Origin of the sequence: Halomonas sp. BN3-1, assembly GCF_003056325.1 — a bacterium.
Lineage (GTDB): Bacteria > Pseudomonadota > Gammaproteobacteria > Pseudomonadales > Halomonadaceae > Halomonas > Halomonas litopenaei.
The window spans coordinates 102,389-127,987 of record NZ_PYVV01000007.1 but is presented as its reverse complement, the minus strand read 5'-3'; the positions used below and the strand labels follow the sequence as shown (position 1 = coordinate 127,987).

General features: G+C 64.1%; 24 protein-coding genes and 1 tRNA gene. 5 read left to right on the top strand and 20 right to left on the bottom strand.

What is annotated here, in order from left to right:
* Positions 1 to 180: 180 nt before the first annotated feature.
* From C9F12_RS11480 to hemA, 20 genes are all read right to left on the bottom strand, one after another.
* Positions 181 to 1,242: an ester cyclase gene (locus tag C9F12_RS11480; RefSeq protein ID WP_108448958.1), complete on the bottom strand. Its 1,062-nt coding sequence runs from the start codon at positions 1,240 to 1,242 to the stop codon at positions 181 to 183.
* Positions 1,239 to 1,808, bottom strand: a complete 570-nt coding sequence (locus C9F12_RS11475; RefSeq protein ID WP_108448957.1) for an ester cyclase — start codon at positions 1,806 to 1,808, stop codon at positions 1,239 to 1,241. The genes C9F12_RS11480 and C9F12_RS11475 overlap by 4 nt, the downstream gene beginning before the upstream one ends.
* A 13-nt stretch (positions 1,809 to 1,821) precedes the next feature.
* The gene (locus tag C9F12_RS11470; RefSeq protein ID WP_108448956.1) at positions 1,822 to 2,838 is read right to left on the bottom strand and encodes a nuclear transport factor 2 family protein; all 1,017 of its coding nucleotides are present in this window, start codon (positions 2,836 to 2,838) and stop codon (positions 1,822 to 1,824) included.
* Between the two features lie 141 nt (positions 2,839 to 2,979).
* Positions 2,980 to 4,497, bottom strand: coding sequence for a sodium/solute symporter (locus tag C9F12_RS11465; protein ID WP_108448955.1), 1,518 nt, complete (start codon positions 4,495 to 4,497; stop codon positions 2,980 to 2,982).
* Positions 4,498 to 4,545: 48 nt separating this feature from the next.
* Positions 4,546 to 4,809 (bottom strand): DUF997 family protein, encoded by a 264-nt coding sequence (locus C9F12_RS11460; protein WP_108448954.1) that lies wholly within the window; start codon positions 4,807 to 4,809, stop codon positions 4,546 to 4,548.
* Positions 4,810 to 4,976: 167 nt separating this feature from the next.
* Positions 4,977 to 5,957, bottom strand: coding sequence for an ester cyclase (locus C9F12_RS11455; RefSeq protein ID WP_108448953.1), 981 nt, complete (start codon positions 5,955 to 5,957; stop codon positions 4,977 to 4,979).
* A 153-nt stretch (positions 5,958 to 6,110) separates the two neighbouring features.
* Positions 6,111 to 6,812, bottom strand: coding sequence for an RraA family protein (locus C9F12_RS11450; RefSeq protein WP_108448952.1), 702 nt, complete (start codon positions 6,810 to 6,812; stop codon positions 6,111 to 6,113).
* 17 nt (positions 6,813 to 6,829) lie between these two features.
* Positions 6,830 to 7,594, bottom strand: a complete 765-nt coding sequence (locus C9F12_RS11445; protein ID WP_108449023.1) for an alpha/beta hydrolase — start codon at positions 7,592 to 7,594, stop codon at positions 6,830 to 6,832.
* Positions 7,595 to 7,602: 8 nt separating this feature from the next.
* A complete protein-coding gene (locus tag C9F12_RS11440) occupies positions 7,603 to 8,616 on the bottom strand; it encodes a cupin domain-containing protein (RefSeq protein ID WP_108448951.1) in 1,014 nt (337 codons plus the stop codon).
* A gap of 9 nt (positions 8,617 to 8,625) precedes the next feature.
* Complete coding sequence (locus C9F12_RS11435; protein WP_162816461.1) at positions 8,626 to 9,585, bottom strand: ester cyclase; 960 nt, start codon at positions 9,583 to 9,585, stop codon at positions 8,626 to 8,628.
* Positions 9,586 to 9,650: 65 nt separating this feature from the next.
* Entirely contained in the window at positions 9,651 to 10,412 is a 762-nt protein-coding gene (locus C9F12_RS11430; protein ID WP_108448949.1) for a glucose 1-dehydrogenase, read from the bottom strand.
* Positions 10,409 to 11,719, bottom strand: coding sequence for a histidinol dehydrogenase (gene hisD, locus C9F12_RS11425; RefSeq protein WP_108448948.1), 1,311 nt, complete (start codon positions 11,717 to 11,719; stop codon positions 10,409 to 10,411). The genes C9F12_RS11430 and hisD overlap by 4 nt, the downstream gene beginning before the upstream one ends.
* A gap of 266 nt (positions 11,720 to 11,985) precedes the next feature.
* The gene (locus C9F12_RS11420; protein WP_108448947.1) at positions 11,986 to 13,587 is read right to left on the bottom strand and encodes a sodium/solute symporter; all 1,602 of its coding nucleotides are present in this window, start codon (positions 13,585 to 13,587) and stop codon (positions 11,986 to 11,988) included.
* Between the two features lie 426 nt (positions 13,588 to 14,013).
* Positions 14,014 to 15,027 carry a LacI family DNA-binding transcriptional regulator gene (locus C9F12_RS11415; RefSeq protein ID WP_108448946.1) on the bottom strand — a complete coding sequence of 338 codons (1,014 nt, stop codon included), beginning with the start codon at positions 15,025 to 15,027 and terminating at the stop codon, positions 14,014 to 14,016.
* Between the two features lie 66 nt (positions 15,028 to 15,093).
* Positions 15,094 to 16,008, bottom strand: a complete 915-nt coding sequence (locus C9F12_RS11410) for a LysR family transcriptional regulator (RefSeq protein ID WP_222516634.1) — start codon at positions 16,006 to 16,008, stop codon at positions 15,094 to 15,096.
* Positions 16,005 to 16,778 (bottom strand): molybdopterin-synthase adenylyltransferase MoeB, encoded by a 774-nt coding sequence (gene moeB, locus C9F12_RS11405; protein ID WP_108448944.1) that lies wholly within the window; start codon positions 16,776 to 16,778, stop codon positions 16,005 to 16,007. The genes C9F12_RS11410 and moeB overlap by 4 nt, the downstream gene beginning before the upstream one ends.
* A gap of 6 nt (positions 16,779 to 16,784) precedes the next feature.
* A complete protein-coding gene (locus C9F12_RS11400) occupies positions 16,785 to 17,285 on the bottom strand; it encodes an Lrp/AsnC ligand binding domain-containing protein (protein WP_045995158.1) in 501 nt (166 codons plus the stop codon).
* 169 nt (positions 17,286 to 17,454) lie between these two features.
* Complete coding sequence (gene prmC / locus C9F12_RS11395) at positions 17,455 to 18,297, bottom strand: peptide chain release factor N(5)-glutamine methyltransferase (RefSeq protein WP_108448943.1); 843 nt, start codon at positions 18,295 to 18,297, stop codon at positions 17,455 to 17,457.
* Positions 18,297 to 19,388 carry a peptide chain release factor 1 gene (gene prfA / locus C9F12_RS11390; RefSeq protein WP_108448942.1) on the bottom strand — a complete coding sequence of 364 codons (1,092 nt, stop codon included), beginning with the start codon at positions 19,386 to 19,388 and terminating at the stop codon, positions 18,297 to 18,299. Before prfA ends, prmC begins: the two co-directional genes overlap by 1 nt.
* Positions 19,389 to 19,442: 54 nt before the next feature.
* Positions 19,443 to 20,708, bottom strand: coding sequence for a glutamyl-tRNA reductase (hemA, locus tag C9F12_RS11385; RefSeq protein ID WP_108448941.1), 1,266 nt, complete (start codon positions 20,706 to 20,708; stop codon positions 19,443 to 19,445).
* Positions 20,709 to 20,876: 168 nt separating this feature from the next.
* Here hemA and C9F12_RS11380 point away from each other — a divergent pair, with 168 nt between their 5' ends.
* The 5 genes from C9F12_RS11380 (at position 20,877) to C9F12_RS11360 (ending at position 25,525) form a co-directional block, all read left to right on the top strand.
* The gene (locus C9F12_RS11380) at positions 20,877 to 22,646 is read left to right on the top strand and encodes a tetratricopeptide repeat protein (RefSeq protein WP_240184237.1); all 1,770 of its coding nucleotides are present in this window, start codon (positions 20,877 to 20,879) and stop codon (positions 22,644 to 22,646) included.
* Between the two features lie 40 nt (positions 22,647 to 22,686).
* Complete coding sequence (gene lolB / locus C9F12_RS11375; RefSeq protein ID WP_108448940.1) at positions 22,687 to 23,301, top strand: lipoprotein insertase outer membrane protein LolB; 615 nt, start codon at positions 22,687 to 22,689, stop codon at positions 23,299 to 23,301.
* 227 nt (positions 23,302 to 23,528) lie between these two features.
* Entirely contained in the window at positions 23,529 to 24,422 is an 894-nt protein-coding gene (ispE, locus tag C9F12_RS11370) for a 4-(cytidine 5'-diphospho)-2-C-methyl-D-erythritol kinase (protein WP_108448939.1), read from the top strand.
* Positions 24,423 to 24,436: 14 nt separating this feature from the next.
* Positions 24,437 to 24,511: transfer RNA gene (locus tag C9F12_RS11365), tRNA-Gln, on the top strand.
* A 72-nt stretch (positions 24,512 to 24,583) separates the two neighbouring features.
* Positions 24,584 to 25,525, top strand: a complete 942-nt coding sequence (locus C9F12_RS11360; protein ID WP_181248623.1) for a ribose-phosphate pyrophosphokinase — start codon at positions 24,584 to 24,586, stop codon at positions 25,523 to 25,525.
* Positions 25,526 to 25,599 lie beyond the last annotated feature (74 nt).

The following is a 25,599-nucleotide window of genomic DNA, read 5'->3' as shown; positions in this document are numbered from 1 at the left end:
GCAGACATCTTTCAGGCAAGCCTAGGCGCTGTCCGAAAAGTCGACGAGCGAAGGTTAGACAAGGCAAAAATCGGTGAGAAAGCGCAGTTTACGGGGTGTAAATGAGTATTTTGACCGGGCTGGCGTACCAGACGATTTTTAACGCCGTATTACCGAGCGCAGGCACTTTTCAGACAAGCCCTAGAGTGAAGATCGCTCACTCCGGAGCCCGCCCGTCATCTGACGCATCCGCGCCAGAACATCAACGCCAAGCTGCCGGTAGACATCCAGCAGGTCGACCAGCACCCAGTTCTCACGAATCAGGGCATCCTCGCAACGCCAGAAATCCAGACTCCGCAGACGCACCTGCTGACCGCCCGGAGCGATACCCAGCCAGCCATCGCCGCTGATGGTCGCCTCCAGCGCTGGCCAACCGCACAGCGCTACATAGTCCCCTTCACTGAACACCACATGATGGCCATCGTTGCGACGATCCGGCATTCCCGCCAGGAAGGGCCGCTGATGCCACTGGCGAAAGCCGGAGACGCGCCGACCTGAACCGATGCCAGCCGGGCCATACCACATCAACCGCGGATGCCAGTAGCGCTCGAGTTCCATGGCCGCCACGCCCCCTTCGGCGTAGCGACCAAGCCCCTCGAGCATGCGGTTGACCAGATCGAGACTGGCCGCCGCCCGGCGTGCCCGGCCTTCGGGTTCGATGCCGAGCCCGGGATGAATACCATCCTGGGTCGCAGGCCCCGGCACCAGCATCTCGCATCCCAGGCTCGGCACCATGGGCCAGGCGTCAGCGCCAAGCATCACCTCAGGGATATCCCACAGCGCCCGCATCTCGACGATGCGACCGGACTCGATGCGAAAGAACTCGGCGTAGCGCAGGGTCATGATATGGCCGGTGGCGGGAATATCCAGCCAGGGTGTCTCGAACACCCCGGTATAGAAGCCGGCGCAACCGACCCAGTGCGCTGTGCTCGGCGGGCCGCCGATGCCCTCGTACGCCGCGCCTGAAACCACGATATAGTCACGACGCTCGAGGTCCGGTACCGCCGCCAGCAGCGGGCGATAGATGCTCTCCAGCAGTTCCTCCGGCCCGACGCACTCGCCAAGGGGGTACGCCAGATGGCAGTGACATTCGTCGTGCATCAGCTCGGCAAGCGCGCACTCAAGCTCCCCGTCGTCAAAGCCATGCACCTTGTCGTACCACAGCGCGCGCCAGCGATCGATCACCTCTCGGCAACACATCATCGATCTCCCTCCTTGGCCAGTGGCTGCTCTCCCTCATCACGCTCACCGTTCCGCAGCGCTCGCCGGTGGCTGTCGTATCGTTCCCAGCCATGTCCATCGAACGGGTCCACACCCAGTTGCTGCATCACGTAGGGAAAGTCGACCATCACCCAGTTGTCGACGATCTTGCCGTCCACCACCTTCCAGAAGTCCATGTAACGGATCTCCACCCGTTTACCGGTGGCGGGAATGCCCATGAACTCCCCGCTATGAACCGCCTCCTGGCGACCGAAGGCTGCACACCACTGTCCTTGCACGACGCGAGCCTCATCGATGCAGACCTTATCGGAAAAGGCATGCTGAAACGGCATCTGCCAATGCCGCTGAAACTGGTCGAGGCCCATCTTGACGCCGCATCCCGCATTGCCAAGCCAGCGAAATTCCTCGTCGAAAAAGCGCCCCATACCCTCGATATCGTGATCATTGAGACCATCGACCATGGCATCGATCGCAGCCTCGGTCTCGGCGGTTCTCGACAGATCGTTGTCCCGCGTCAACTGGCCCTGCTCGGGTCTCGCTCCGGCCATGTCTGTCTCCTCGCTACGGTGTAGTCGGCTGTGCCCAGTCTCGGCAGCGAGCCAGCACGTCGACGCCCTGCTGGTCGAGCCAGTGGGGCAGATCGATCAGAACCCAGTTCTCGGCCAATCGCTCACCCTCACGCCGGTAGACATCGACCACCCGCATGTCGACCCTGCGTTCGCAGGCGGGCAAACCGAGAAAGCCGCCCACAGGCTGATGGGTAAGGTTGGGCCAGCCAAAGAAGGCGGCGTAGTCGCCTTCCGCGAAACGTGCCATATGGCCATTAAAGACCTTGTTCGTGAGGCCACGACGAAACGGCATCTGGTGCTGGGCTTGATAGCGCTCAATGGTCAGCGTGGAACCAATGCCTGCGGGACCGTACCAGGCCATGTCGTGATGCCAGAAACGCGCCAGTCGCTGTGGCGGGCAGTCATCCGAGCCACTGGCGTTGAGACGCGAAAGATCGTCGACCATGGCCTCGACCAGCGCCAGGGTCTGCGCGCCCTGTTGTGGCGGGCGGTCATCGAACAGCAGGCCATCGTGGTAGCGAGGCCCGGGGACTAGCCCTGCCGCTCCCCGTTGATGGGGCAAGGGGTCGAAGCCCGCCTGTCGCATCACGTCGATCAGATCGAAGAACAGTGACATGGCGGTAATTCGGCCAGCCTCCACACGGTAGAACTCGGCGTAACGCAGCGCACTCAACTTGCCGGTTGCCGGGATGCCGAGCCAGGGTGCGTCACGTAGCCCGACCAGATGCCCCATGCTGACCACCCATTCTTGACCATCGGCACCATGGCGCCCGCCAAAGAAGACGTCCTGGCGGCGCTGGACATGTCGCCAGGCGGTCTTGAAGGGTTGCCAGAATCGCCCAGCGACGTCCTCGATACCGGACAACTCACCGAAGGGGTGGACCCCGTACCAGCGCAGATTCGATGAACAGTACCGGGACAACACCTGGCCGACCGTGCTGGCATCGGCCGCATCCAGCGCTGCCTGGAAGGCCCGTACCGACTGTTTTGGGGAAGGATCGTTGACCATGCTGCCTCCTTGCGTGACAAGGGAATCAAATAGCAAAGAAGGCCAAGAGGGCTGCCGCCATGCCCGTGGCTCATCCTCGCAGCGAGGATTTCCACTGGCGCGGACGGCGGCCCCCTGGCCTGTCATCCTCCTGTTTATCGATCAGGCAGAAGCCTCCTGCAGTCTTTTCTTCGCACTACGTGAACGCGTACGGTCGCCGAAGTAGACCTCCAGTACTTCGGTGCTCTGCCTGGGCGCCAGGCGACTGCCGAGAATGCAGGCCAGCGCCGACAACACGAACGACCAGACGAAGGGATGAATACCGAACAGGCTGGTACTTCCCACGGTCACGTACTGCAGCACGAAGGACAGGAATCCCACCAGCATGCCGAGCAGACAGCCCATGCGGTTCATGCGTGGCCAGAAGATGGCGAAGATCGTCGGCCAGGCAAAGGTGGCGCCGAGGCCGGCCCCGGCGAAGACCACGATCAACTGCAGCAGCTTGGGGGGATTGAAGGCCAGGATCACCCCCACGATGGTGACGCTGAAGGTCATCAGATGGGTCAGCTTCCTGGCCTTCTCGCCGCTCATGTTGGGCTCGAAACTATGCTGATAGATGTCGCGCACCAGGGCACCGGCGGTCACCAGCAGGAAGGAGCTCAGCGACGACATGATGGCCGACACTGGCGCTGCGATGATGAAGCCGGCGATCGCGGCCGGAAGTGCCATCATGACGGTCGCGGTCAGGGCATGGTCCGGCGACTCCAGTTCGGGAATCAGCACCCGCCCTGTTACCCCTACCAGCATGATCAACGGGTACATGATGGCGACGTAGAGTCCAGTCATCAGCGCCGCGCGCTTGAGGACGGCAGAGTCGTTGAAGGTCAGAAAACGGCTGACCAGTGCTGGCTGGCCCAACTGCGACAGCGGCATCAGCACGAAGAACGACACGGCGGCCACCAGCGGCAGGAAGTCCTTGGGTCCCGGCCCGGACACCAGCTCAGGCGACTGTTCGACCAGTCCCGCCTGAATCGCCTCGAGTCCCCCCGCCATCTTGACCGCGAAGTACGCCGTCAGCATGACCCCGAACAGCATGACAATGGCCTGGAAGCTGTCGGTCCACGCCACCGCCCGAAAGCCACCGTAGGCGGTATAGAGCGCGACGGATACCGCAAAACCGATCACACCCCACTGATAGGGAATGCCGACCACCGCTTCCAGCACTCGGGCGCCTGCAGCGTACTGGGCCACCATGAAGGCCAGGTACAGAATCACGATCATGACTGCAGACAGCACGCCGATCATCGGGCTTTCAAACCTATCACGCAGCAGATCCGGGAAGGTCAGCGCGCCGGTCTTGCGCCCAATCTGACCAATTCGCTTGCCAAGAATGCCGAACCCTGTGGTGATGACTACCATGAAACCGGCGATCCACAGAAAGACGATCCAGCCATAGGTATGCAAGAGGCCAGGCACTCCGATAAAGGTGCCTCCACTGGCCATGGTGGCGATCCAAGTCAGGCCCAGAACCCAGGGGCCGGTCTGGCGGCCACCGACAAAATACTCCTCCATGAATTCGCCCTTGCTGGTCTTGCGACCGCTGACGAAGGCAAAGATAAAGGTGACTGCCAGATACAAGGCAATCACCAGCGCAACACTCGTTGAATTTTCTGAATACATGGATCAGCGCCTCGAAGCCATCTTGTTGATTGTCATGTTCGGCTCTTGCTACTCGGGATCATCCTGAAGATAGAAGAAGGCATAGATACTGTTCGTCAGCGCGGCGACGTAGAACGGCACAAGCACTCCCCAGAAGATCCAGGTGGGGATTCCCATGGTTGTCGAAAGGTCGTTGTTGCGGTATCCGAGGATGTAGGACACCCCCACGGTCCAGACCAGAAACACGATCCAGATAATGCCGGCGACCATGGCTTCCCGGCGCGTACGCATGTAGTAGGCACGGCCCATCTTGCTGTCGGATGACTCACTCATTGCACTCTCCTAGATTGTTTTTCTCAGATACAAGTGCCGTGAATTGAACGTAGGGAGAGCCATCTTTTGTCATTCTCTCCCGTCGATGAACTTCGCAAGGCTTTACCGGCGCTTCCCGAACCCTGAACCGCGATAGGTCTCCCTCCTCTCAAGATTTCTACTCAGAATCATTGCGCAAGCGTCGCGCTCACGATCTGCTTCCACACCGCGACTTCATCGACCATGACCCATTCCATGGTGATCCGGCCGCCTGTCAGATAGGCGTGAGTGATCCCCATCACGTACACCGGAGCCCCGGTCGGCTCACCGAAGGCGCCCCATCCCGAATGACTGCCGCGCAAGGACCAGCGCATGGCGATGCGAACGGGCTGTTCCGGCTCGCGATTGATCATCAGGTGTTCGACGCAAAATTCCGCGTCCGGGAAAGAGGCCAGGTAGCCGAGCAGGAAGCGATCGATATCGGCATGGCCATTGCGCGATTCCCCACCGGAAACGTGCAGGCAGGCGCCGGGGTGATAGAGACTCTGGAGTGCCGAGATCTCCTTGCCTCCCCAGATCCGAGTCCAGCCGTCTGCGTAGGCGCGTGCGGTGGAATCCTCGGCGATAAAGGGACGATAGGTGCCGGCAACGTCCTGCGCCGGGGTGAAGAAGCGAGGCTCGCCGAACTGGCGCATATCACTGTCGACCTGGCGCCGGGCAAGTTCCCGCGGCGAAAGGCCAAGACATCGGGCGAAGGCGGCCTGGTCACGTACCAGCCACTCCTCCTTGACCTGGTTTTCCCGCACTACGCAGTCGGCAATGATGCGCGAGCGAACCAAGCGACCACTGGCCTCGCCGTAGGCGCCGCCTCCGGTATGACGCATCACCGAGATCAATCGATGGGACGAGACATGTTCACTGTCGTCATCGCTACGCCAGATCACGTCCTCGCCCACCAATTGACGGTCCGGAAACTCGTTGAGGGTCGCCAGGGTGGCGGCGGTGACACCGGTATTGTCGGTAAGGATGCCGCTGGGCGCCCTGACCAGCACGTCATCGGCGTAGTAGCGCTTGAGCGCCGCACCTACGCCACGCTCCTCCCAGATTTCATGGGTGATTCCATGAATGAAATCCGGAAACGTCTCGTAGTCGTCATTGAAACCTTTCATCAGGGGTCCTTGTTGCTTTATCTGCTTTTTTATCAACGGGTATCGCTATCTGGCGCCTTGATGGCATAGCGCCTGCGTGCGCCACATCGCCAAACCTTTTGCTGCCATCGAGCCAGAGCGGTCGACTACCGCCCGACAGAGCTATCGGAGCCGCTAGACGCGGCGCTTCTCGAATGCTGCCCAGGCATCCATCAGTCCCTGAAGGTCGAAACCGGGACGACGTATGCGCTCCAGAAGTTCCTGCTCGGCGCCGACGATGCGATCGATGGCCTCGGGCAGTGCCCTGGCCTCATCCGGTGTCAGCCGTACCGCGCCATGGCGGTCGGCGTGGATCAGGTCCCCCGGTGCCACGTCCAGACCGAATACCCTCACCGGCGTGTCCACCGCGGTGACGCGTACATAGGCGTGGGACGGGCCGACGCGGCCGCCCAGTACCGTAAATCCCGGCTCAAGGTCATCGAGGTCACGAATCACCCCGTTGGTCAGCACACCGAGCAGACCGAAACGGTGGTGCAGGCAAGTGTTGACCTCACCCCAGAAGGCGCTGACGGCTTCATCTCCATCTTCATCCTCGATCACCATCAGGCTGTCGGCGGGACTTTCGGCGATGTAGCGGTAGTAGGCCATGCGCCGCTCGCGGATGGTCTCGGCAGGCTCATCGGGCGGCGTCAGCCCCCTGATTCGCGCGCACCGTGCGTATCCCACCAGTGGAGGGCGTGACGGATCGGCCGCCACCACCGGGGTGCGGGTAAACCCTTCGGCACTGCGGGTACCTCGCACCAGATCCAGCGCATTGGCGATGGTCGGCGTATCGAATCGACGAAGCTGTTCGAGCAGGTCAGGGGTCATGATCATGGGTCTCGTTGTTGTGGTCAGGAAGACGCCTTGGCCAGAGCGGCGTCCTCGCCTGCCGGACGTCTGAGCCACTGCATCAGGGCGTGGTTGACGGCTAGGGGAGCCTGCAGGGTACTGAGGTGCCCTACCCCCTCGAGCACAACCAGCTGGGCATCCGGAATGTGGTCCGCCAGCCAGGTATGCCGGGATACCGGGCATAGCCTGTCGCCATCACCACACAGCACCAGCGTCGGTTGACGAATCGCACCAAGCCACTGGCTGGCGTCGGCACGATCACGCAGCGCCAGGGACTGGCGGCGAAAGGTCTCGAGGCCTTGCCCCCTCGCCATCTTCACTACCAACTCGGTGTGTTCCGGCGATGGTTCTTGCCCCTGCGCCGGATACAGCGGTGCCAGGACTTCCCGAGCGTAGCGCTCGAGCCCCATCTCCTCGGCCTGGTGGATATCCGCTGCACGCTGAATGCGGCGCTCCTCCACCTCGGCGAAAGGGTTGGTATTAAAAAGCGCCAGGCGCTCGATACGCTCACTGGCCTGGCGCACCATCGACATGGCCAGAATGCCACCCATGGACAGGCCCGCCAGGTTGAAGCGAGGCCAGGGGGCCTGATCCAGCAGGTCCCGGGCCAGGGCGTCCATGTCATCGCTGGCGCCGAGGCGAGGCACGTAGGTGTCCACCTCGTGCCCCAGCGCCTCGATCTGAGGACTCCACAGACGTGCATCGCACAGGGTCCCGGGCACCAGCATCAGCGGCAGACGGTTACCGTCGCTGCCTTCTGCTGCCATCGAGCCATTCATGCCGCCACCACCGGTCCGCGCGGCGCCTCGGTGCCTCGGGCCACCACCACTTCGGCGTCCTGATCGGCCATCAGCCGATGGGTCCAGCCCTGGGGCGAGGTAAAGGTATCGCCGGGCCCAAGATCAATGGTTCCCTGGTCACTCTTCACCTTGACGCTGCCCCGCTGAACGAACAGCACCTCCGGCTCGTGGCAGTGATAGCCGGGCGTCGCTGCGCCTTTTTGCATACGTAGTACTCGCAGCTGGAAGCCGTGGGGCCACCAGCCCACGATAGGCCCGGGAGAGAAGCCGTCTCCACTGGCCTGAGGGACAATCACCGGGCACTCCTCCACCCCCGGCCCCGCCAGCGCCGCCTGAGGATTGGCGCGCAGTTCATTGCGGCGAACCACGCACTCGGCCAGGCGCTGCGGCGTCGGGGTAATCAAGCGTGCGAGTTCCTCGGCATCTGGCGCGGCTTCAAGCTCGGCGCCTTCCGGCACGGATTCTCCGGCGGCCACATCGACCAGACGCCCGCCCTTGAGCAGCACCAGGCCGTGCTCCTTGGCCAGATCGAACACGCTGGGTGCCCACTTGACGCGGCCAGGGTCGTCGCCACCCAGCAGGACGAACAGGAAGCCGATACCTTCGTCGATCTTCTCGAACCCCCGGAACATATGAATCGGTACACTGGCGACATCGCCCGGGCCGACCTCGAGATCACCGTCCTGACCTTCAGGCCCGAAGATCAGGCGCCAGCGGCCACTGTGCACGACAAATACCTCGGCGCTTTCGTGGGAATGCTGTGAGTTCAGGCAGCCCCCCGGCTGTCGCGCCCCGCCCACGTTGAAACCGTGGGGTTCGCTGATGTGCACATGCTGATGGGGGTTCTCTGCGACCCCAGGGCCAATGATGGTGAAGTTTTCCTTGCGATCCGAGCCCGGCGAGCGGGTATCGACGAAGGCGTTGCGGCACGGAATCAGCTCGTCGTAGCGCACACGGCGTGCCTCGAGGGCGTCCAGGGTCCAGCTCATGATGTTTCCTCAGCGTTGTTGATGGGCGATCTGGGCATGAATGGCGATCTCGTCGAGCAAGTGCCATTCACGCAGGACCTGTCCTCGGACGATTTCGGCGTGGGTGATACCCAGCAGCACCACGTCGGCGCCGCTCGGCTGGCCGAAACGACCTGCTCCCAGATGGCGAGTTTGCAACGACCAGCGCAGCGCCACCCGCCGGGGCATCCCCGGTTCTTCTCGATCCAGATAGTGATGTATGCGATAGCACCCCGCGGGGAAGGCAGCCTTCATCTCGAACCAGAATGACTCGAGCTGGGTCAATCCACGCAGATGTCGCCCGCCCGGCACCTTGGCGTCGATCGCACGGGAATAGCCTTGCCTGAGCCGGTCGAGACAGGCGTCCTGCCACAGATCGCGGTAGCGCTGCGCCACTTCACCCAGGCTGTCAATATCAAGGTCGCCCTGGGCTCCCCGCCAGCGCTCCACCAGAGCCTCGGCATCGGGCCAATCGGCCGTTGTCGCCAGCGCCTGCCCCAGTGTCATCGGGGACGCCCCTAGCTGAAGCGCCAGGCCGGACTGGTCCCGGACCAGCCACTCATCCACGATACGGTTGTTCTGGCACAGACAGTCAGCGATAGTCATCACCTCGGCGCTGCGCCAGGTGGGCGAGCCGAACTGCCCTTCTCCCATATGTGTCATCTGAGACAGGATGCGATGGGAGGAGTAGTAGCAACCGGACACCGGCCCGCCCTCGATCACGTCTTCACCGAGCAGGGTCCGATCGGGAAACTCCTGAAGCGTGGCCAGGGTGCCCTGAACGACCTTTTCCACCCCGCGAAAGGCTCCGGCTGGCGTTTTCACCGGACAGTCCTCGCTGTAGTAGTGACGAATGAGATCGATACCCCGCCCTTCCCAGATTTCCTCGGTGATCGTCAGGATATAGTCGCGAAGGTCGCAGAAACGCTTGTCGAATCCCTGCAGTCCCATCGATGCGTCTCCTTGTTCCAGGCATTTCATTGATACCATCGCTGCGCGCGGGAAAGACCGTGCGCTCAATGGGCGGTCCAGCCGCCATCCACCATCAGCGCGCTGCCGGAGACCAGCGCCGAGGCCGCAGAGGCAAGAAAGACCAGCGGGCCCATGATGTCTTCCACCTGCCCCAGACGGCCCAGCGGGATCTTGGCCAGCACCTCATCACGAAATCCCGGACGCTCGAAGAAGGGACGCGTCATGGGGGTCTCGACAAAGGTGGGACAGAGGGTATTGGCACGAATCCCCACCGGCCCGAGCTCCACCGCCATGGCTTTGGTCATGCCCTCCATCGCCGCCTTGGAGGCGCAATAGAGGGTCCGGTTGGCCGCGCCCACATGCCCCATCTGCGACGACATATTGATGATCGAGCCGCCGGCCGGCATCCGCCGGGCCACCGTCTGAGCCAGAAAGTAGGCAGCGCGGACGTTGAGGTTCATGACGCTGTCGTAGTCGTCGACGCTGATCTCGTCGAGCGGCTTGGGACGATTGGTTCCGGCATTGTTGACCAGGATGTCGAACGCCTGGGTCGCCAGGGCACGCTGCACGGCGTCGAGGTCGGTAACGTCCAGCGCCAGGCAGTCGACCCGATAACCGGCGTCGGACAGTGCCGCGCGCACCCGCTCGAGCTCATCGGCCTGGCGGGCCACCAGGGTCACCGCGGCCCCCGCCTGGGCCAAGGCACAGGCGCAGGCCAGCCCAAGCCCCTTGCTGGCCCCGGTGACCAGGGCCCGCTTGCCTTCCAGACGAAAACTCGGCGTCGATGGCAGAGAAAGCTCGCTCACGGTGCCACCTGTCCGGCGTAGGGAACCTCTTGATGACCGTAGCGCCGAACTCGCTCGTTGGCCTGCTCGCCGTGTCCGGCAAAGCCCTCCAGGGCACACAACCGTGAACAGTAGCTACCGATGCGTGCCGATGCCTCATCGCTGACCACGCGCTGGTAGGTGCAGGTCTTCAAGAACTTGCCCACCCACAGGCCGCCGGTATAGCGCGCCGCCTTCTTGGTCGGCAGGGTGTGATTGGTGCCGATGACCTTGTCGCCATAGGCCACGTTGGTCCGCGGCCCCAGGAACAGCGCCCCGTAGTTGGTCATGTTGTCGAGGTACCAGTCGGCGTTCTCGGTCATCACCTGGACGTGCTCGTAGGCCATGTCATTGGCCACCTCGAGCATCTCCTCATGGCTGTCGCAGACGATGATCTCGCCGTAGCTGTCCCAGGCCTGACGGGCGATATCGGCGGTCGGCAGTTTCTCGAGCAGCGTCGCGATGGCCGCTTCGGTGTCGCGAGCCAGGGTCTCTGAGTTGGTCAGCAGCGCCGCCGGCGAGGTCGGGCCATGCTCCGCCTGACCCAGCAGATCGGTGGCGCACAACAGTCCGTCGACGCTGTCGTCGGCGATGACCAGGGTTTCGGTGGGACCGGCGAACAGATCGATGCCGACCCGGCCGAACAGTTGGCGCTTGGCCTCGGCCACGAAGGCGTTGCCCGGCCCGACCAGCATGTCGACGGGGTCGATGGTCTCGGTACCGATCGCCATCGCCCCCACCGCCTGGACCCCGCCCAGCACAAGAATCTCGTCGGCGCCGGCCAGGTGCATGGCGGCAACGATGGCGGGATGCGGCTTGCCCTTGTGAGGCGGCGCCGCCGCTACCACTCGCTTGACCCCGGCGACCTTGGCGGTCAGCACACTCATGTGGGCAGACGCCACCATCGGATAGGCGCCGCCCGGCACATAGCAGCCGACGGCGTTGAGCGGCAGATGCTTGTGACCCAGTATCACGCCGGGACTGTTCTCGACCTCGACCGGCTGCATCGAGGCCAGCTGGGCCTCGGCGAAGTTCCTCACCTGGGCCTGGGCGAACCGGATGTCCTCGAGCGCCTGGGCCGAGACCTCGGCCATGGCAGCCTGGATATCGTCATAGCTCAGGCGAAAGCTTGTCGGCGACCAGTTGTCGAAGCGCTCGGACAACTCGCGCACGGCCGCGTCGCCATTGGCTTCGATCGATGCCAGGGTGGTTTCCACCACCTCCCTCACCTTGCGATCGGCTTCGGCGCGGGCTTCCTGGCTGGTGGCGTTCTTCAGATGTCGAATCATGGGGGCTCCGGTCAAGGCGTGTTGTGGATTGTTGTGGGTTGCTGTCGGGTGTGACGCGATACGCGGATCGGGATCGCCGATAAAGGGCGGCCAGGGGCAGAGTTGCTCGACCAGCGCGATCACTTGCATATCATTTGATGTTTCTTAGACTGACCCTTGTTGCATACGAATGCAAACAAGACATCCCCCGACTTTGGTGGAATGTGACGGCGTGGCATACAGCAGCCAAACCCATAGCCGAACACACTCCGCCGAGGGCGTGATCCTTACGCTGACAGCACCGCCAGACATCCCATGGTGATGAAGAAGAAGACAATCAACAGCCACGCCGGCGAGTCCACCTTCCCGGGCAGCAGCGACCAGCCGCCCTCCGTGATCGGCCACCCTTCCCGGGCAAACAGCGCCCGCTGGCCTTTCACGGTGTAGGGGGAATATTCTGACTGGCGACCGTCGAGCAGGCGGCTGGCCCCCAGCGACACCACCACATTGAAAAAGGCGCCGATGGCGCAATACCAGGGCCAGCTGATGTCGGTCCAGACGGCGACCGCCCACACCGCGACGAAGCCGGCAGCAACGCCAACCAGTAGCCCGCGCTCGGTGGTGTCCCGCGAGAAGAAGCCAAGCGCGTACATGCTGAGCTTGGCGCCGACGAAGAAGGACCCCGCCTTGGTCAGAAGCTCCAGCACCGAACCCTGATTGCCGGCGAAGGCGATGGCCGGACCGACGATCAGCACCGCCCACAGCACCGTGAACCAGCGCGATGCCTTGAGATAGTGCTCGCCGCTGGCACCAGGACGCAGATACTTCTCGTAGAAGTCCACCGTGGTGACCGTGGCCAGTGAGTTGAGGGCGGAATCGAGACTCGACATCGACGCCGCCACCACCGCCGCAGCGACGATGCCAAGCAGCCCCGGCATGCCGTACTCGGCGGCGAACTCAAGCACGATGGTATTGCTGTTGTCGAACTCGCGACCGCCGTAGTAGCTGAAGAACAGCACCCCCATCATCAGGAACATGAAGTAGATAAAGAAGGCCCCGAACCCCATCAGCATGAACGACTTCTTGGCATCGCCAATATTTCTGGCCGCCAGCGCCCGCTGCACGACCATCTGGTTCGCGCCGTAGACAGTGGTGTGATAGAGCGTCATGGCGATCACCCCGGACCACACGGTGGCGGTGACCTTGGTGTCCAGCGACCAGTCGAGGATATTGAGCTTGTCCTGGTCGCGCAGCGCATCAAGCGTCAGCGACAGCGATTCGGGCATCCTGTCGATCAAGGCAAACAGGATGATGATGGCGCCGACCAGCAGGATCAGCGCCTGCAGCACGTCGGTCCAGATGACCGCGGTGATCCCCCCCATCATGGTGTAGACCAGAGCGATGAGGGAGATGGCGATGATGGCGTGCACCACGTCAAAGCCGGTCATGTAGCTCAGCACCAGTGCGGTGGCGTAGAGCACCGCGGCCGAGGACAGCGTCTGGGTCATCATGAAGATGATCGACATGACCGCCCTGGCCTTCTTGCCGAAGCGACGCTCCTGGTACTCGTAGATGGAGACCACGCCACTGTTGTAGAAGAACGGCAGGAAGAAGGTGATGACCAGAAACACCACGAGGGGATAGTTGATCTGGATCATCATCACCCCCAAACCGCTCTGGTACGACCAGGCCGGCCCGCCCAGAAAGGACATGGCGCTGACATAGGTGGCCATCACCGAGAGCCCGATGGCCCACCAGGGAGTGGTCTTCTGGCCGACATAGTAGTCTTCGGCGGTGTGGATCTTCTTGCTCAGCATGGACCCCATCACCAGGTTGACGACCAGGTACAGGATCACGATGGACCAGTTCAACGCTCCCAGATTTTCCATGGCGGTTACCGTCGTTGTTGTTGTGCTAGTTGCTGTGCTTGTCGTTGCCGGCAGCGTCGGGACAGTGATCGATCAGCCGCCGGTACCTACGTCTGAGGCTGGCATTATTTGCATACGCATGCAATGCGTCAAAGACAGCATCTTCTAGAGATATCTCTGAGCTGCAGTGCAACAGAAACGCAGGCAAGCCGGGGCTCACCATGATAAATGGCCGTCTATTCAGAGAACGGCAGTTCGGGGAAAGCCAATTCGGAGAAAGGGAACTCGGAGGAAGACAGCAAAGTGAATATCGCCAAACGACAGCACAGCCTGCAGGGGCTAGCGGTAAGGGCCCTATAGGCCTCGCCCGGCGATCAGGACAGAACGCAGCGACGCATCTCACACCACGGGGCTAGCCGGGCTCCTGCGCAAGGACTGGCATCGCAATCAGGCCGAGTCGGGCCGCCGGGCGGTCTCGCGCAGTACTGGAATAACCGGCAGTACACGGCTCTCGGCTCCTCCGCCCTCATGAATCTGACGCATGAGCAGCGAGGTCGCCACCTCGATCATCTGATCGATGGGCTGGCGAACGGTGGTCAGCGAATAGCTTGGCCAGGCAGAAACAGGGGTATCGTCGAAGCCGATCACCGACACGTCCTCCGGGACCCGCTTGCCGAGCTCATGGCGCAAGGTCTCGAGCACCGCCACCGCCATATGATCGCTGGCGGCAAAGATGGCGTCGGGCACGACGGTTTCAGCGAACAATCGACGGGTCTGCTGGCGTGCCATCTCGAAGTCGTAGTCGCCATGGACAACCGCGTGGGGCTTGAGCCCGTGGGCTGCGAGGCCGTCGACGAAGCCTTCGAAGCGACGCCGACTGGTCGAGGAACGCTCGACACCGGCGACAAAGGCGATATTCCGGTGCCCACCCATGGCCAGATAGCTGCCAGCCCAGTAGCCACCATGATAGTTATCACTGTAGACCTGGCCGATCCCCTCGATGTCGACGCTACGGTTGAGCAGCACCAGCGGCACGCCGGCGTTCACGCACTCTCTGGCAAGGCTCGAGGTCAACAGCGCCGACAGCATCAGGATCCCGTCCACCTGGCTCTGCAGGATACGGTCCATGACTCCCGGGAAATCGTCGCTTTCCGGAACCACGAACAGCAGCAGATGGTAGCCCTCATCTTGGAACCGTCGAGACGCCATCTGGACCGCCATTGGGTAGAACATGTTGTCCAGCGAGGACAGTACCAGGGCGATCGTCCGTGTCGAACGCATGATCAACGAGCGCGCCACGGTATTGGGCCGATAGCCCAGCTCCTGCGCCGCGCGCAATACCTTTTCCCGAGTCTTCTCGGAAATACTTGCATTGGGGGAGAAACACCGACTTACGGCTGACTGAGAGACCCCCGCCAGCCTTGCCACTTCCTTCGAGGTTACCGCCGGCCTTTGTTTCATCGTTGACGACTCAATCGTTTCTGCATACGTACTCAGACTAACAGTATCGAGACCTCAAGGCGCGTCTCAATGCTCCCCCAGCGCCGCCAGAAAGGCTTCCAGCACCCGATGGGGGCGGCGGTCACGGCGGGTGATGGCGACGAAGGGCGTCTCGTAGGCGGCACTCTCGGAGCACAGCTCGCGCAGCCTACCCTGCGCGACCCAGAGATTGGCGTGGTGATCCGGCAGATAGCCGATGTAGGCCCCGGTCAGGATAAGAAAGGCCGCGCCTTCCCGGTCGGACGCGGTGGCGCTGGGCTTGAGCCCGACATGGCGCTCACGGCCGGCTTCCGACAGCGGATAGGACGGTACCACTGCGTCCCACTGCCCCAGCGCCTGCCACCCGCCCAGCGCCTCCAGCGCCGTCGATGGCTCGGCAAACAGCGGATGCCCCCGGCCACAGTAAAGCCCGGAGCGTTCGCTGTAGAGCGCCTGGCTATCGACGCTGGCAGGCAGGTTGACCGCCGGAACGACACCGACATGCAGGCGTCCGTCGAGCACCCCGCGGGCGATCTCGCCGGGAGGGTCCATGTGCATGTTGATGCGCACCTCTGGGCCCTGGGCCTTGAGGCTTGCCAGGGCATGGGTGATACGCATCTCGGGTGAGCTGACCAGGGTATCGGTGATGCCGATATTGAGTTCGCCGCGCAGGCTGTGGTGCAGCGCATTGACCTCGGTGCGAAAGGCTTCCAGTCCCGACAGCAGACGACGGGCCCCTTCCAGCACCTCCCGTCCTTCCTCGGTCAGGGCGAAGCCGCCCCGCCCCCGCCGACAAAGCTTGAGCCCCAGGCGCTTTTCCAGGTCGCCCATATGCAGGCTGATGGCCGAACGACTGATGCCAAGCTCGTTCTCGGCGGCGGAAAATCCACCACACTCGGCCACCGCCTTGAACACCCGCAATAGACGAATATCGAAGTCGGTGACCGGGCTCTGCCGGCTCACGCGCTTGCTCCGCCGGACCGCCCTCGGTCTGCGCAGGCAGGACAGCGTGGATCGCGCCCCAGCCGATAGTGACGCCATTCACCACTCAGGCCGTCGAAGGTGGCAAGCCCCCGGTGGGGCGTGCCGGCCCCGGACAACAGCTTGACCGCCTCCAGCGCCTGGAAGCAGCCGATCAGCCCCACCAGCGGCGAGATGACGCCACTCTCGGCGCAGGACAGGGCCTCGTCACCCTGGTCATCCGGCGGATACAGGCAGGCGTAGCAGGGGCTCGCCTCGTCACGCGGGTCGAACACCGCCAACTGCCCGGAAAAGCGGATCGCAGCGCCGGAGACCAGCGGCACCCCGGCGGCGACGCTGGCGGCATTGATGGCGTAGCGGCTGGAAAAGCGATCGGTGCAGTCGAGGATGACGTCCGCCTCCCGCGCCGCCTGGACCAGCCCCTCGGCGTCCAGATGGCGCTCGATGGCGCTGACCCGGCAGCTTGCATTGAGGGCGATGGCAGACTCGGCGGCCGACAGGGCCTTGTTGCGTCCCAGGTCCTGCTCCTGGTGGGCGATCTGGCGCTGCAGGTTGGAGATCTCGACCATATCGGCGTCGGCGATGGTCAGCTGTCCGACTCCGGCGGCGGCCAGGTACAGCGCCACCGGCGAGCCCAGGCCACCGGCACCGACGATCAGTGCGCGCGACGCCAGCAAGCGCTCCTGGCCGTCGATGTCCACTTGGGGAAGCATGATCTGGCGGCTGTAACGCAGCAGGTCCTGGTCATTCATGAAAACTCACTTGTCCTCGAACTCTTCGATATCCGGCACGTGCAGGGCAAAATCTTCCTTCACTTCTTCCATCACCACGTAGCTCTTGGATTCCTTGACCCCGGGCAGGGTCAGCACCACGTCGCCAAGTAGCTGACGATAGGCGGACATCTCGGGAATTCTGCACTTGAGAATATAGTCGAACTGCCCGGACACCAGGTGGCACTCCTGGATCTGCGGCAGCTTCGACACGGCTCGACGGAACTCGTCGAACACCGCCGGGGACTGGGTCTCCAGACTGATCTCGACGAACACCAGCAGATTGGCCTTGAGCATGCGCGGGTTGAGGATCGCCTTGTAGCCACGGATCACCCCGGAGCGCTCGAGGCGCTTGACGCGTTCCAGGCACGGCGTGGTGGACAAGCCCACCTGGGCGGCGAGGTCCACGTAGGACACCCGGGCGTTTTCCTGCAGGCAACGCAGAATCTTCAGATCGATACGGTCGAGGGAGCGGTTCTTGGTTTTCATTGTGGTCCTGAACGCTGGTCTGACGGCGAGGGGCACGCAAGGAAAGAATCGACCAAAAAGGCCTGGTCGCAAAGCATTTCACGACAATCTCTCGCGCCCAATCGCTTGGTGGCAAAACATTTTACTGATAATCAGTATCACATGCCCCCAACAGACTCCAGTCCCGGCTTCAACGTTGCCTGCCCCACTGCCCAAGCGTCACCCGAGGGTGGCCCCCCAGGTCATGCACGCTGTCGCAGCGAACATAGCCCAGCGCTTCAAGATGCTCTCGCACCCGCTCGGCCTGCTCGTAGCCGTGTTCCATCAACAGCCAGCCGCCCGGCTGGAGGAAGCTCCGGGCGCGCTCGGCGATGGCAAATAGATCGGCCAGGCCATGGTCGGCGGCCACCAGCGCCGAGCTTGGCTCGAAGCGCACATCGCCCTGCCCCAGATGAGGATCCTGCGGGTCGATATAGGGCGGGTTGGCCACGATCAGGTCGAAGCGCTCGTCATCGAGCGCATCGAACCAGTCGCTCTGGCGAAATCGTACCGCCAGACCATGTCGCTCGGCGTTGCGCCGCGCCAGCGCCACCGCCTCAGGGGACAGATCGACGCCCTCGACCCGCCAGCCGGGGCGCTCGCTGGCAAACGCCAGGGCGATGGCACCGGTGCCGGTGCCCAGGTCGAGCAAGGCGCCGGGATTGGTATCGGCCCGGGCCAGCGCGGCCTCCACCAGGGTCTCGGTATCGGGCCGGGGAATCAGGGTGCTGGGCGAGGTCGCCAGGGCCAGCCCCCAGAATTCGCGTTCGCCGGTCAGGTAGGCCACCGGCATGCCCTGGGCACGCGCCGCCACCCAGGCCTCGAAGCGGGCCCGGGCCAGCGTCGACATGGGCTTGTCGCCCCAGGTGTAGAGCCAGGTGCGATCGACCTTCATCGCCGCCATGGCCAGCACCTCGGCGTCGAGTCGCGGCGTCGGGCTGCCGGCGGCCTCGAGGCGGCGGGTCGCCCGGGCGATCAGCACATCACAGCGCATCAGCCGTCCTGTTGCAGAGCGGCTAGCTGCTCCGCCTGGTACTCGTGGATCAGCGGGTCGATGACCTCGTCGAGGCCGTCGCCGGTGACCACCTCGTTGAGCTTGTACAGGGTCAGGTTGATGCGATGGTCGGTGATCCGCCCCTGGGGGAAGTTGTAGGTACGTATGCGCTCGCTGCGATCGCCGGAGCCCACCAGCGAGCGACGGGCGTCGGCCTGTTCCTGGCGCTGGCTGTCCTGGGCCGACTGCTTTAGCCGCGCCGCCAGCAGCGACATCGCCTTGGCCCGGTTCTTGTGCTGGCTGCGCTCTTCCTGACACTCCACCACCACACCGCTGGGCAGGTGGGTGATGCGGATTGCCGAGTCGGTGGTGTTGACGTGCTGACCGCCGGCGCCGCTGGAGCGAAAGGTGTCCACCCGCAGGTCGGCCGGGTTGATGTCGATGTCGCTGACCTCGTCGGCCTCGGGCATCACCGCCACGGTGCAGGCCGAGGTATGGATGCGGCCCTGGGATTCGGTGGCGGGAACCCGCTGAACGCGATGGGCACCGGACTCGAACTTGAGCCGGGCGTAGACGCCCTCGCCCTTCACCCGAGAGATGATCTCCTTGTAGCCGCCCTGCTCGCCGTGGCTGGCACTGACCACCTCGACCTTCCAGCCCTGGTTCTCGGCGTAGCGCGAGTACATGCGAAACAGGTCGCCGGCGAACAGCGCCGCTTCGTCACCGCCGGTTCCCGCGCGCACCTCGAGAAAGACGTTACGCCCATCATCGGGATCCTTGGGCACCAGCAGACGCTTGAGTTCGGCCTCCAGCTCCTCGAGCTTGGCCACGCCCTCCTCGCGCTCCATCTGAGCAAGCTCGCGCATGTCGGCGTCGGCGTCCTCGGCCATCTGCTCTGCGGTGGCCACGTCTTCCTCGACGCCACGATAGCGGCGCCAGGCGTCGACCAGCGACTCGAGCTCGGCGTATTCGCGGGAGTAGTCGCGAAAACGTGGCTGATCGCTGATCACGTCGGGCTCCGACAACAGGGCAGAGAGTTCCTCGAAGCGGTCGACGAAGGCATCGAGGCGCTCACGCAGAGAAGCTTTCATCGGCAAATCCTTGAAATCATGTAAGAAGGCGCATTGCGGTCAAGCCAGGCCCGGCTAGTTCCGGGACTCGGGCTCGCCCAGCAGCAGTTCGACGGCAGCCTCGAGCAGGTCCTGGCGCTCATCGGCGGCGGCACCCCGCAGGGCCAGGGTGGGCTGATGCATCAGGCGGTTGGTCAACTGGTGGGCCAGGCGACGCACCACGGCCTCGGGATCCTCACCCTTGGCCAGGCGCTCCAGCGCCTGGGTCTGGGCCTCGTCACGCAGCCGTTCACCCTTGGCACGCACGTCGCGGATCACCTCGCCGGCCCCGCGCACCCGGCGTTCCTTGTGCCAGTGGGCCACGCCGTGCTCGATCAGCGCCTCGGCCTGGTCCGCCGCCACCTGGCGGTGACGTCGGTTTTCCTCGATGACCTCATGCAGGTCATCGACGGTATAAAGGAAGATGTCGCTGAGCTCGCCGACCTCCGGCTCGATGTCGCGAGGTACGGCGATATCGACCATGAACACCGGACGGTGGCGGCGACGCTTGAGCGCCCGCTCGACCATGCCCTTGCCAAGAATCGGCAAGGGCGCCGCGGTGGACGAAATGACGATGTCGGCCTTTTCCAGGGCGACGGGGATCTCGTCGAGGCTGATGGCCTGACCGCCCAGGCTGCCGGCCAGGGCACTGGCCCGCTCGCGGGTGCGGTTGGCCACCGTCAACTGGTGCACCCCGGCTTCATGCAGGTGGCGCGCCACCAGCTCGATGGTCTCGCCGGCACCGATCAACAGCGCCCTGGCACGCGAGAAATCGTCGAAGATTCGACTGGCCAGACTGACCGCCGCATAGGCCACCGAAACGGGGTTCTCGCCGATGGCGGTCTCGGTGCGCACCTGCTTGGCCACCGCGAAGGTATGCTGGAAGAGCCGCTCCAGCTCCCCGCCGAGCCCGCTGGCGTCCCTGGCCGCCTGGTAAGCATCCTTGAGCTGGCCCAAGATCTGGGGTTCACCCAGCACCATGGAATCGAGACCCACGGCGACGCGCATCAGATGGCGCGCGGCGTCACCTTCCAGATAGTGGTAGGCGCAGTGCAGCAGGTCCTCGCGGGGCAATGCATGAAACCGGCTCAACCAGTCGAGCACCTCGTTCTCCCCGCTCGACTCGGTCACGCAGTAAAGCTCGGTACGATTGCAGGTCGACAGCACCGCAGCCTCATGCACACTCGGCAGCGCGCGCAGCTCGGAGAGCGCCCGGGTGAGTTGCGAGGGGCCAAAGGCCACCTTTTCGCGCACCTCGACGGCCGCGGTTCGATGGTTGATGCCAAGGGCAAGCAGGGTCATGCGTTCGACGTCTTCATCAGATGATGTCCGGAGCGGCCAACCAGGCCGCTCCTGCAAGGCGCATATCCTACCATAGGCAGCTCTGACCTCGCTCCCCCGGGCATTGACCTTTGCCAAGACTCTCCAAGCCGTTATGCTGAGAATTCTCATGGAGAAGATGACGCCTCAATGCCCCCGAACGCGCGCCACGGAAAGCTGACCTGCACTCTGGCCACCCTGTCACTGACGGCGTGGCTCGCCGGCTGTCAGAGCTTTTCCTACAGCCCAGGCAGCGCGTCACAGGCTGACCCCATGGCCGGTGCTCCACCGATCACCCGTGGACTCGATGCCGACGGCCTGTCGACGCTGCTGATTGCCGAAATAGCCGGTCAGCGGGGCGACTATCGACGCGCCACCGAAGGCTACCTCAAGGCAGCCGAGCGCTATCACTCCGCTGCCCTGGTCGAACGCGCCACCCTGGCTTCACGCTTCACCGATGACACCGCCCTGATCGAACGCGCCGCGCGACGCTGGCAGGAGCTGGCGCCCGAGGCGCCGGTGGCCGCCCAGATCCTGGGCAACCTCGCCGGTGGTCGCGGCAACTGGGACGAAGCCCTGAAACAGCGGCTGATCGCGGCCGATGACGACACCGACATCACTCGCTTCGTCGATACCGCCCTGTCCAGTGGCGGCGATCCGGTGGCGCTCGCCGCCACCCTCGAACAGGCGCTCGACGAACCCACACTCCCAGAGTCGAGGAAAGACGACCTGCGCCTGGCGCTGGCCCTGACCGACTCGGCCCAGGGGGATCATGAGGGCGCCCAGCGACGAATTGCCGCACTGGGAAACGACAGTCGCGATAACCCCCAGCGGATTCTCGCCGAATCACGCATCGCCCTGGACGCCGGCAAGTACCACCAGGCCCGCCTGGCGGCCAAACGCGGCCTCAACCTCTCTCCCGGCGACCCCCGCTTTCTGTTGCTGATGGCGCGGGCCGACATTCGCCTGGGCAACCTGGTGTCGGCCGAGAGCAGCACCGACACCCTGCTCGAGACCCGTGGCGACAACCCCCTCTTGCGGGTCGGCCTGGCCCAGCTCTATCTGGAAGAAGGCCACCACGACCCGGCGCGCCGGCTGCTGCTGCCGCTGGTCGATGATCCCCAGGCACCCAGCGCCCTCTATCTATTGCTTGGCAGCATCGCCGAGCAGGAAGACGAGGTCGACAACGCCCTGCTCTACTATCGCCGGGTACCGCCGGGCCCTGACTTCCTGCTGTCGCGTCAGCGCGCGGCCAGCATGCTGATCGAGGCCGACCGGCTGCTGGACGCCCGGGCCTTTCTGCGGGTAGAGCGGCTGCGTCACGACGACGCCTATACCGGCCTGGTCATCACCGAAGTGCAACTGCTCGACCAGCAAGGTCTCGAGCCCGAGGCCGAGGCGCTGCTCAACCGCGAGCTGGCACGTAGCCCCGAGGATGGCGACCTGCGCTACTTCCGCGCCATGCGTGCCTGGAGCGAAGGCGACCTGGACACCTCCGAACAGGATCTGCGCACCCTGGTCGAACAGCAGCCGGACAACGCCGTGGCGCTCAATGCGCTCGGCTACACCCTGGCCGATGCCGGCGACCCGGATGATCTTGACGAGGCCAGGCGACTGATCCAGCGGGCCTACGAGCTCTCGCCGGACAACCCCGCCATCCTCGACAGCCTGGGTTGGGTCGCCTACCGTGAGGGCAAACCGGAGGTTGCGCTACCCTGGATCGAGCGCGCCTGGCGCGAGATCGCCGATCAGGAGGTCGCCGCCCACCTGATCGAGGTGCTGTGGGACCTGGGCCAGAAGCAGCGCGCACGCGAGCTGTTGCAAGAAGCCCAGCAACGCTTCCCCGAGCGCCCGCTGATCGTCGACCTCCTCGATCGGCGCCCCGAAATCAGGCCTGAGCCAACGGCAACAGCGCCTTGACCGCCCCGACACCACGACCACTACCCGCAAGGACCCCGCGATGATGTCTTGTTTTCGCCTGACCGCCGCCGCCCTGGGGCTCGGCCTGCTGGCCGGCTGCGCCACCTCCCAGAGCGTCACCGAGCCGCGCCAGGAGCGCCAGGCCGGTGACTGGGAAGCCCAGACCGAACAGGTGGAAGCCTTCACCTCCTGGAACCTGACCGGAAAGGTGGGCCTGCGCACTCCCCAGGAATCCACCAGCGCCAACCTCGACTGGCGCCAGACCCCCTACCACTATCGCCTGCTGGTCACCGGCCCCATGGGCGCCGGCCGCAGTACCCTGGAAGGACGCGACGGTCGCGTCTCGCTGACCACCAGCGAGGGTCGCTTCGAGGCCGACAGCCCCGAAGCCCTGATGGAACAGCGCCTGGGCTGGTCGCTGCCGGTCTCGAGCCTCACCGACTGGGTGCGCGGCCTGCCCGCCGACGACAGTGACTTCGAGATGACCGACGACGAACTCGGCTTCCCCGCTTCACTGGAACAGGACGGCTGGGAGATCGACTATCGCGGCTGGAAGGATGTGAACGGCACCTGGCTACCCAACCGGCTGGTGATGACCTATGACGACCTGCGCGCCACCCTGGTGGTGAACCAGTGGCAGCCACTGGAACTGTAGTCGCGCCGGCTCCCGCCCCGGGTGGCGGGAGCCTGTCTCCCGGGTAAAATGAAGCACCATCGCCCTCTGCCTCCTGTCGACGTGCTCCTTGCAGCAAGCTCCCTATAGAGAGAAGCAACGAGAGCCATCATCGATCCCGATCGCCGATGGCAGGCGCCGCCCCCAGCCACCGATCGCCATCACTTCGCTCAGCCGATCCCTGGACAGCACCCTTTATAGACTCCCCCATGCCCGACACCTCTTTCTCTTCCGATGCCAGCGCGCAGCAGACCCTGACGTTGCCGGCGCCGGCCAAGCTCAATCGCATGCTGCATATCGTCGGCCGTCGCGACGACGGCTACCACGAGCTGCAGACGCTGTTCCAGTTCCTCGACCACGGTGACGATATCCACCTGCGCCTGCGCCTGGACGGTGAGATAACCCTGACAGACCGTCTCGAGGGCGTACCCCGCGAGGCCAACCTGCTATGGCGGGCCGCCGACCTGCTCAAGCGCGAGACCGGCTGCGCGCTCGGTGCCGATCTTGGCGTCACCAAGCGCCTGCCCATGGGTGGTGGCCTGGGCGGTGGCAGCAGCGACGCCGCCAGCGTGCTGGTCGGGCTGAATCATCTGTGGGGCCTGGAACTGACGACCCGGCGTCTGGCTGAACTGGGCCTGACGCTGGGCGCCGATGTGCCGGTATTCGTCCACGGCCAGGCCGCCTGGGCGGAAGGCGTCGGCGAGCGCCTTGTCGCGGTGGCACTCGACACCCCCTGGTTCGTGGTCGTGCACCCGGGTGTGGCGGTCTCCACCCCTGCCGTGTTCACTGCGCCGGAATTGACACGGGACACCCCCGCCATTACCATGGCGCGCGCACTCAAGGGGGGAGCGTCAAGCTGGCGCAACGATTGCGAGGACACCGTCAGGCAAGCCTATGCTGAGGTGGCTCGTGCCCTGGACTGGCTCAACGCCCGGGCGCCGTCAATGTTGACGGGTACCGGCGCGTGCGTTTTTGCCCGTCTGGAGTCGGAGGCCGAGGCCGTCCAGTTGCTGGACGATGTCCGATGCCAACAGCCGACCTGGCACGCCTTCAAGGCCCTGGGCCTGAATCGATCGCCTCTCCTCGACGCCCTGCCCGCGTGAGGCAGGACGTATGCTGGGGTATAGCCAAGCGGTAAGGCAGCGGTTTTTGGTATCGCCATGCGGAGGTTCGAATCCTCCTACCCCAGCCAACTTCCTTCTGAGTCCTGGACTCACTCCCCCAGGCTCACACTGAAGACCCAACACAGCAAAGGTGGCTGCGCGTGTCAAAATTGATGGTTTTCGCCGGGAATGCCAACCCCGAACTCGCCCGTAAGGTCGCCGAGAGCCTGGACAGCCGACTGGGTAATGCCACGGTCGGCCAGTTCAGCGATGGCGAGGTCGCGGTCGAGATCAACGAGAACGTGCGCGGCAAGGATGTCTTTATCCTGCAGTCCACCTGTGCACCGACCAACGACAACCTGATGGAACTGATCCTGATGGTTGACGCCCTGCGCCGAGCCTCGGCCACCCGTATCACTGCGGTGGTGCCCTACTTCGGCTACGCCCGCCAGGATCGCCGCGTGCGCTCCGCCCGGGTGCCGATCTCGGCCAAGATCGTGGCCGACATGATGGTCAAGGCCGGCGTCGACCGGGTCATGACCATGGACCTGCACGCCGACCAGATCCAGGGCTTCTTCGACGTGCCCGTGGACAACGTCTACGGCTCGCCGATCCTGCTCGACGACATCGAGCGTCAGAACTACGACGACCTGGTCGTGGTCTCTCCCGATGTCGGCGGCGTGGTCCGCGCCCGTGCCATCGCCAAGCAGCTCAACGCTGACCTGGCGATCATCGACAAGCGTCGTCCCCAGGCCAACCAGGCCCAGGTGATGCACATCATCGGGGATATCCAGGACCGCACCTGTGTGGTGGTGGACGACATGATCGATACCGCCGGCACCCTGTGCAAGGCGGGCGAAGCGCTCAAGGAACACGGCGCCAAGCGCGTGGTCGCCTACGCCACCCACCCGATCCTTTCGGGCCCTGCGGTGGACAACATCTCCGAGTCGGTGCTGGACGAAGTGGTGGTGGCCGACACCATCCCGCTGTCCGACACCGCGCGTCGCAGCGGACGTATCCGCCAGCTCAGCGTGGCCGGCCTGATCGCCGAAGCGATCCGCCGCGTCAGCAACGAGGAATCCGTCAGCGCGATGTTCCACTAAGCGACATATCGCGCGGGAAACGCGCCCCGACAACCGGGGCATCTGGAACCACCGAGGTCTGGTCGCGGGCTCGG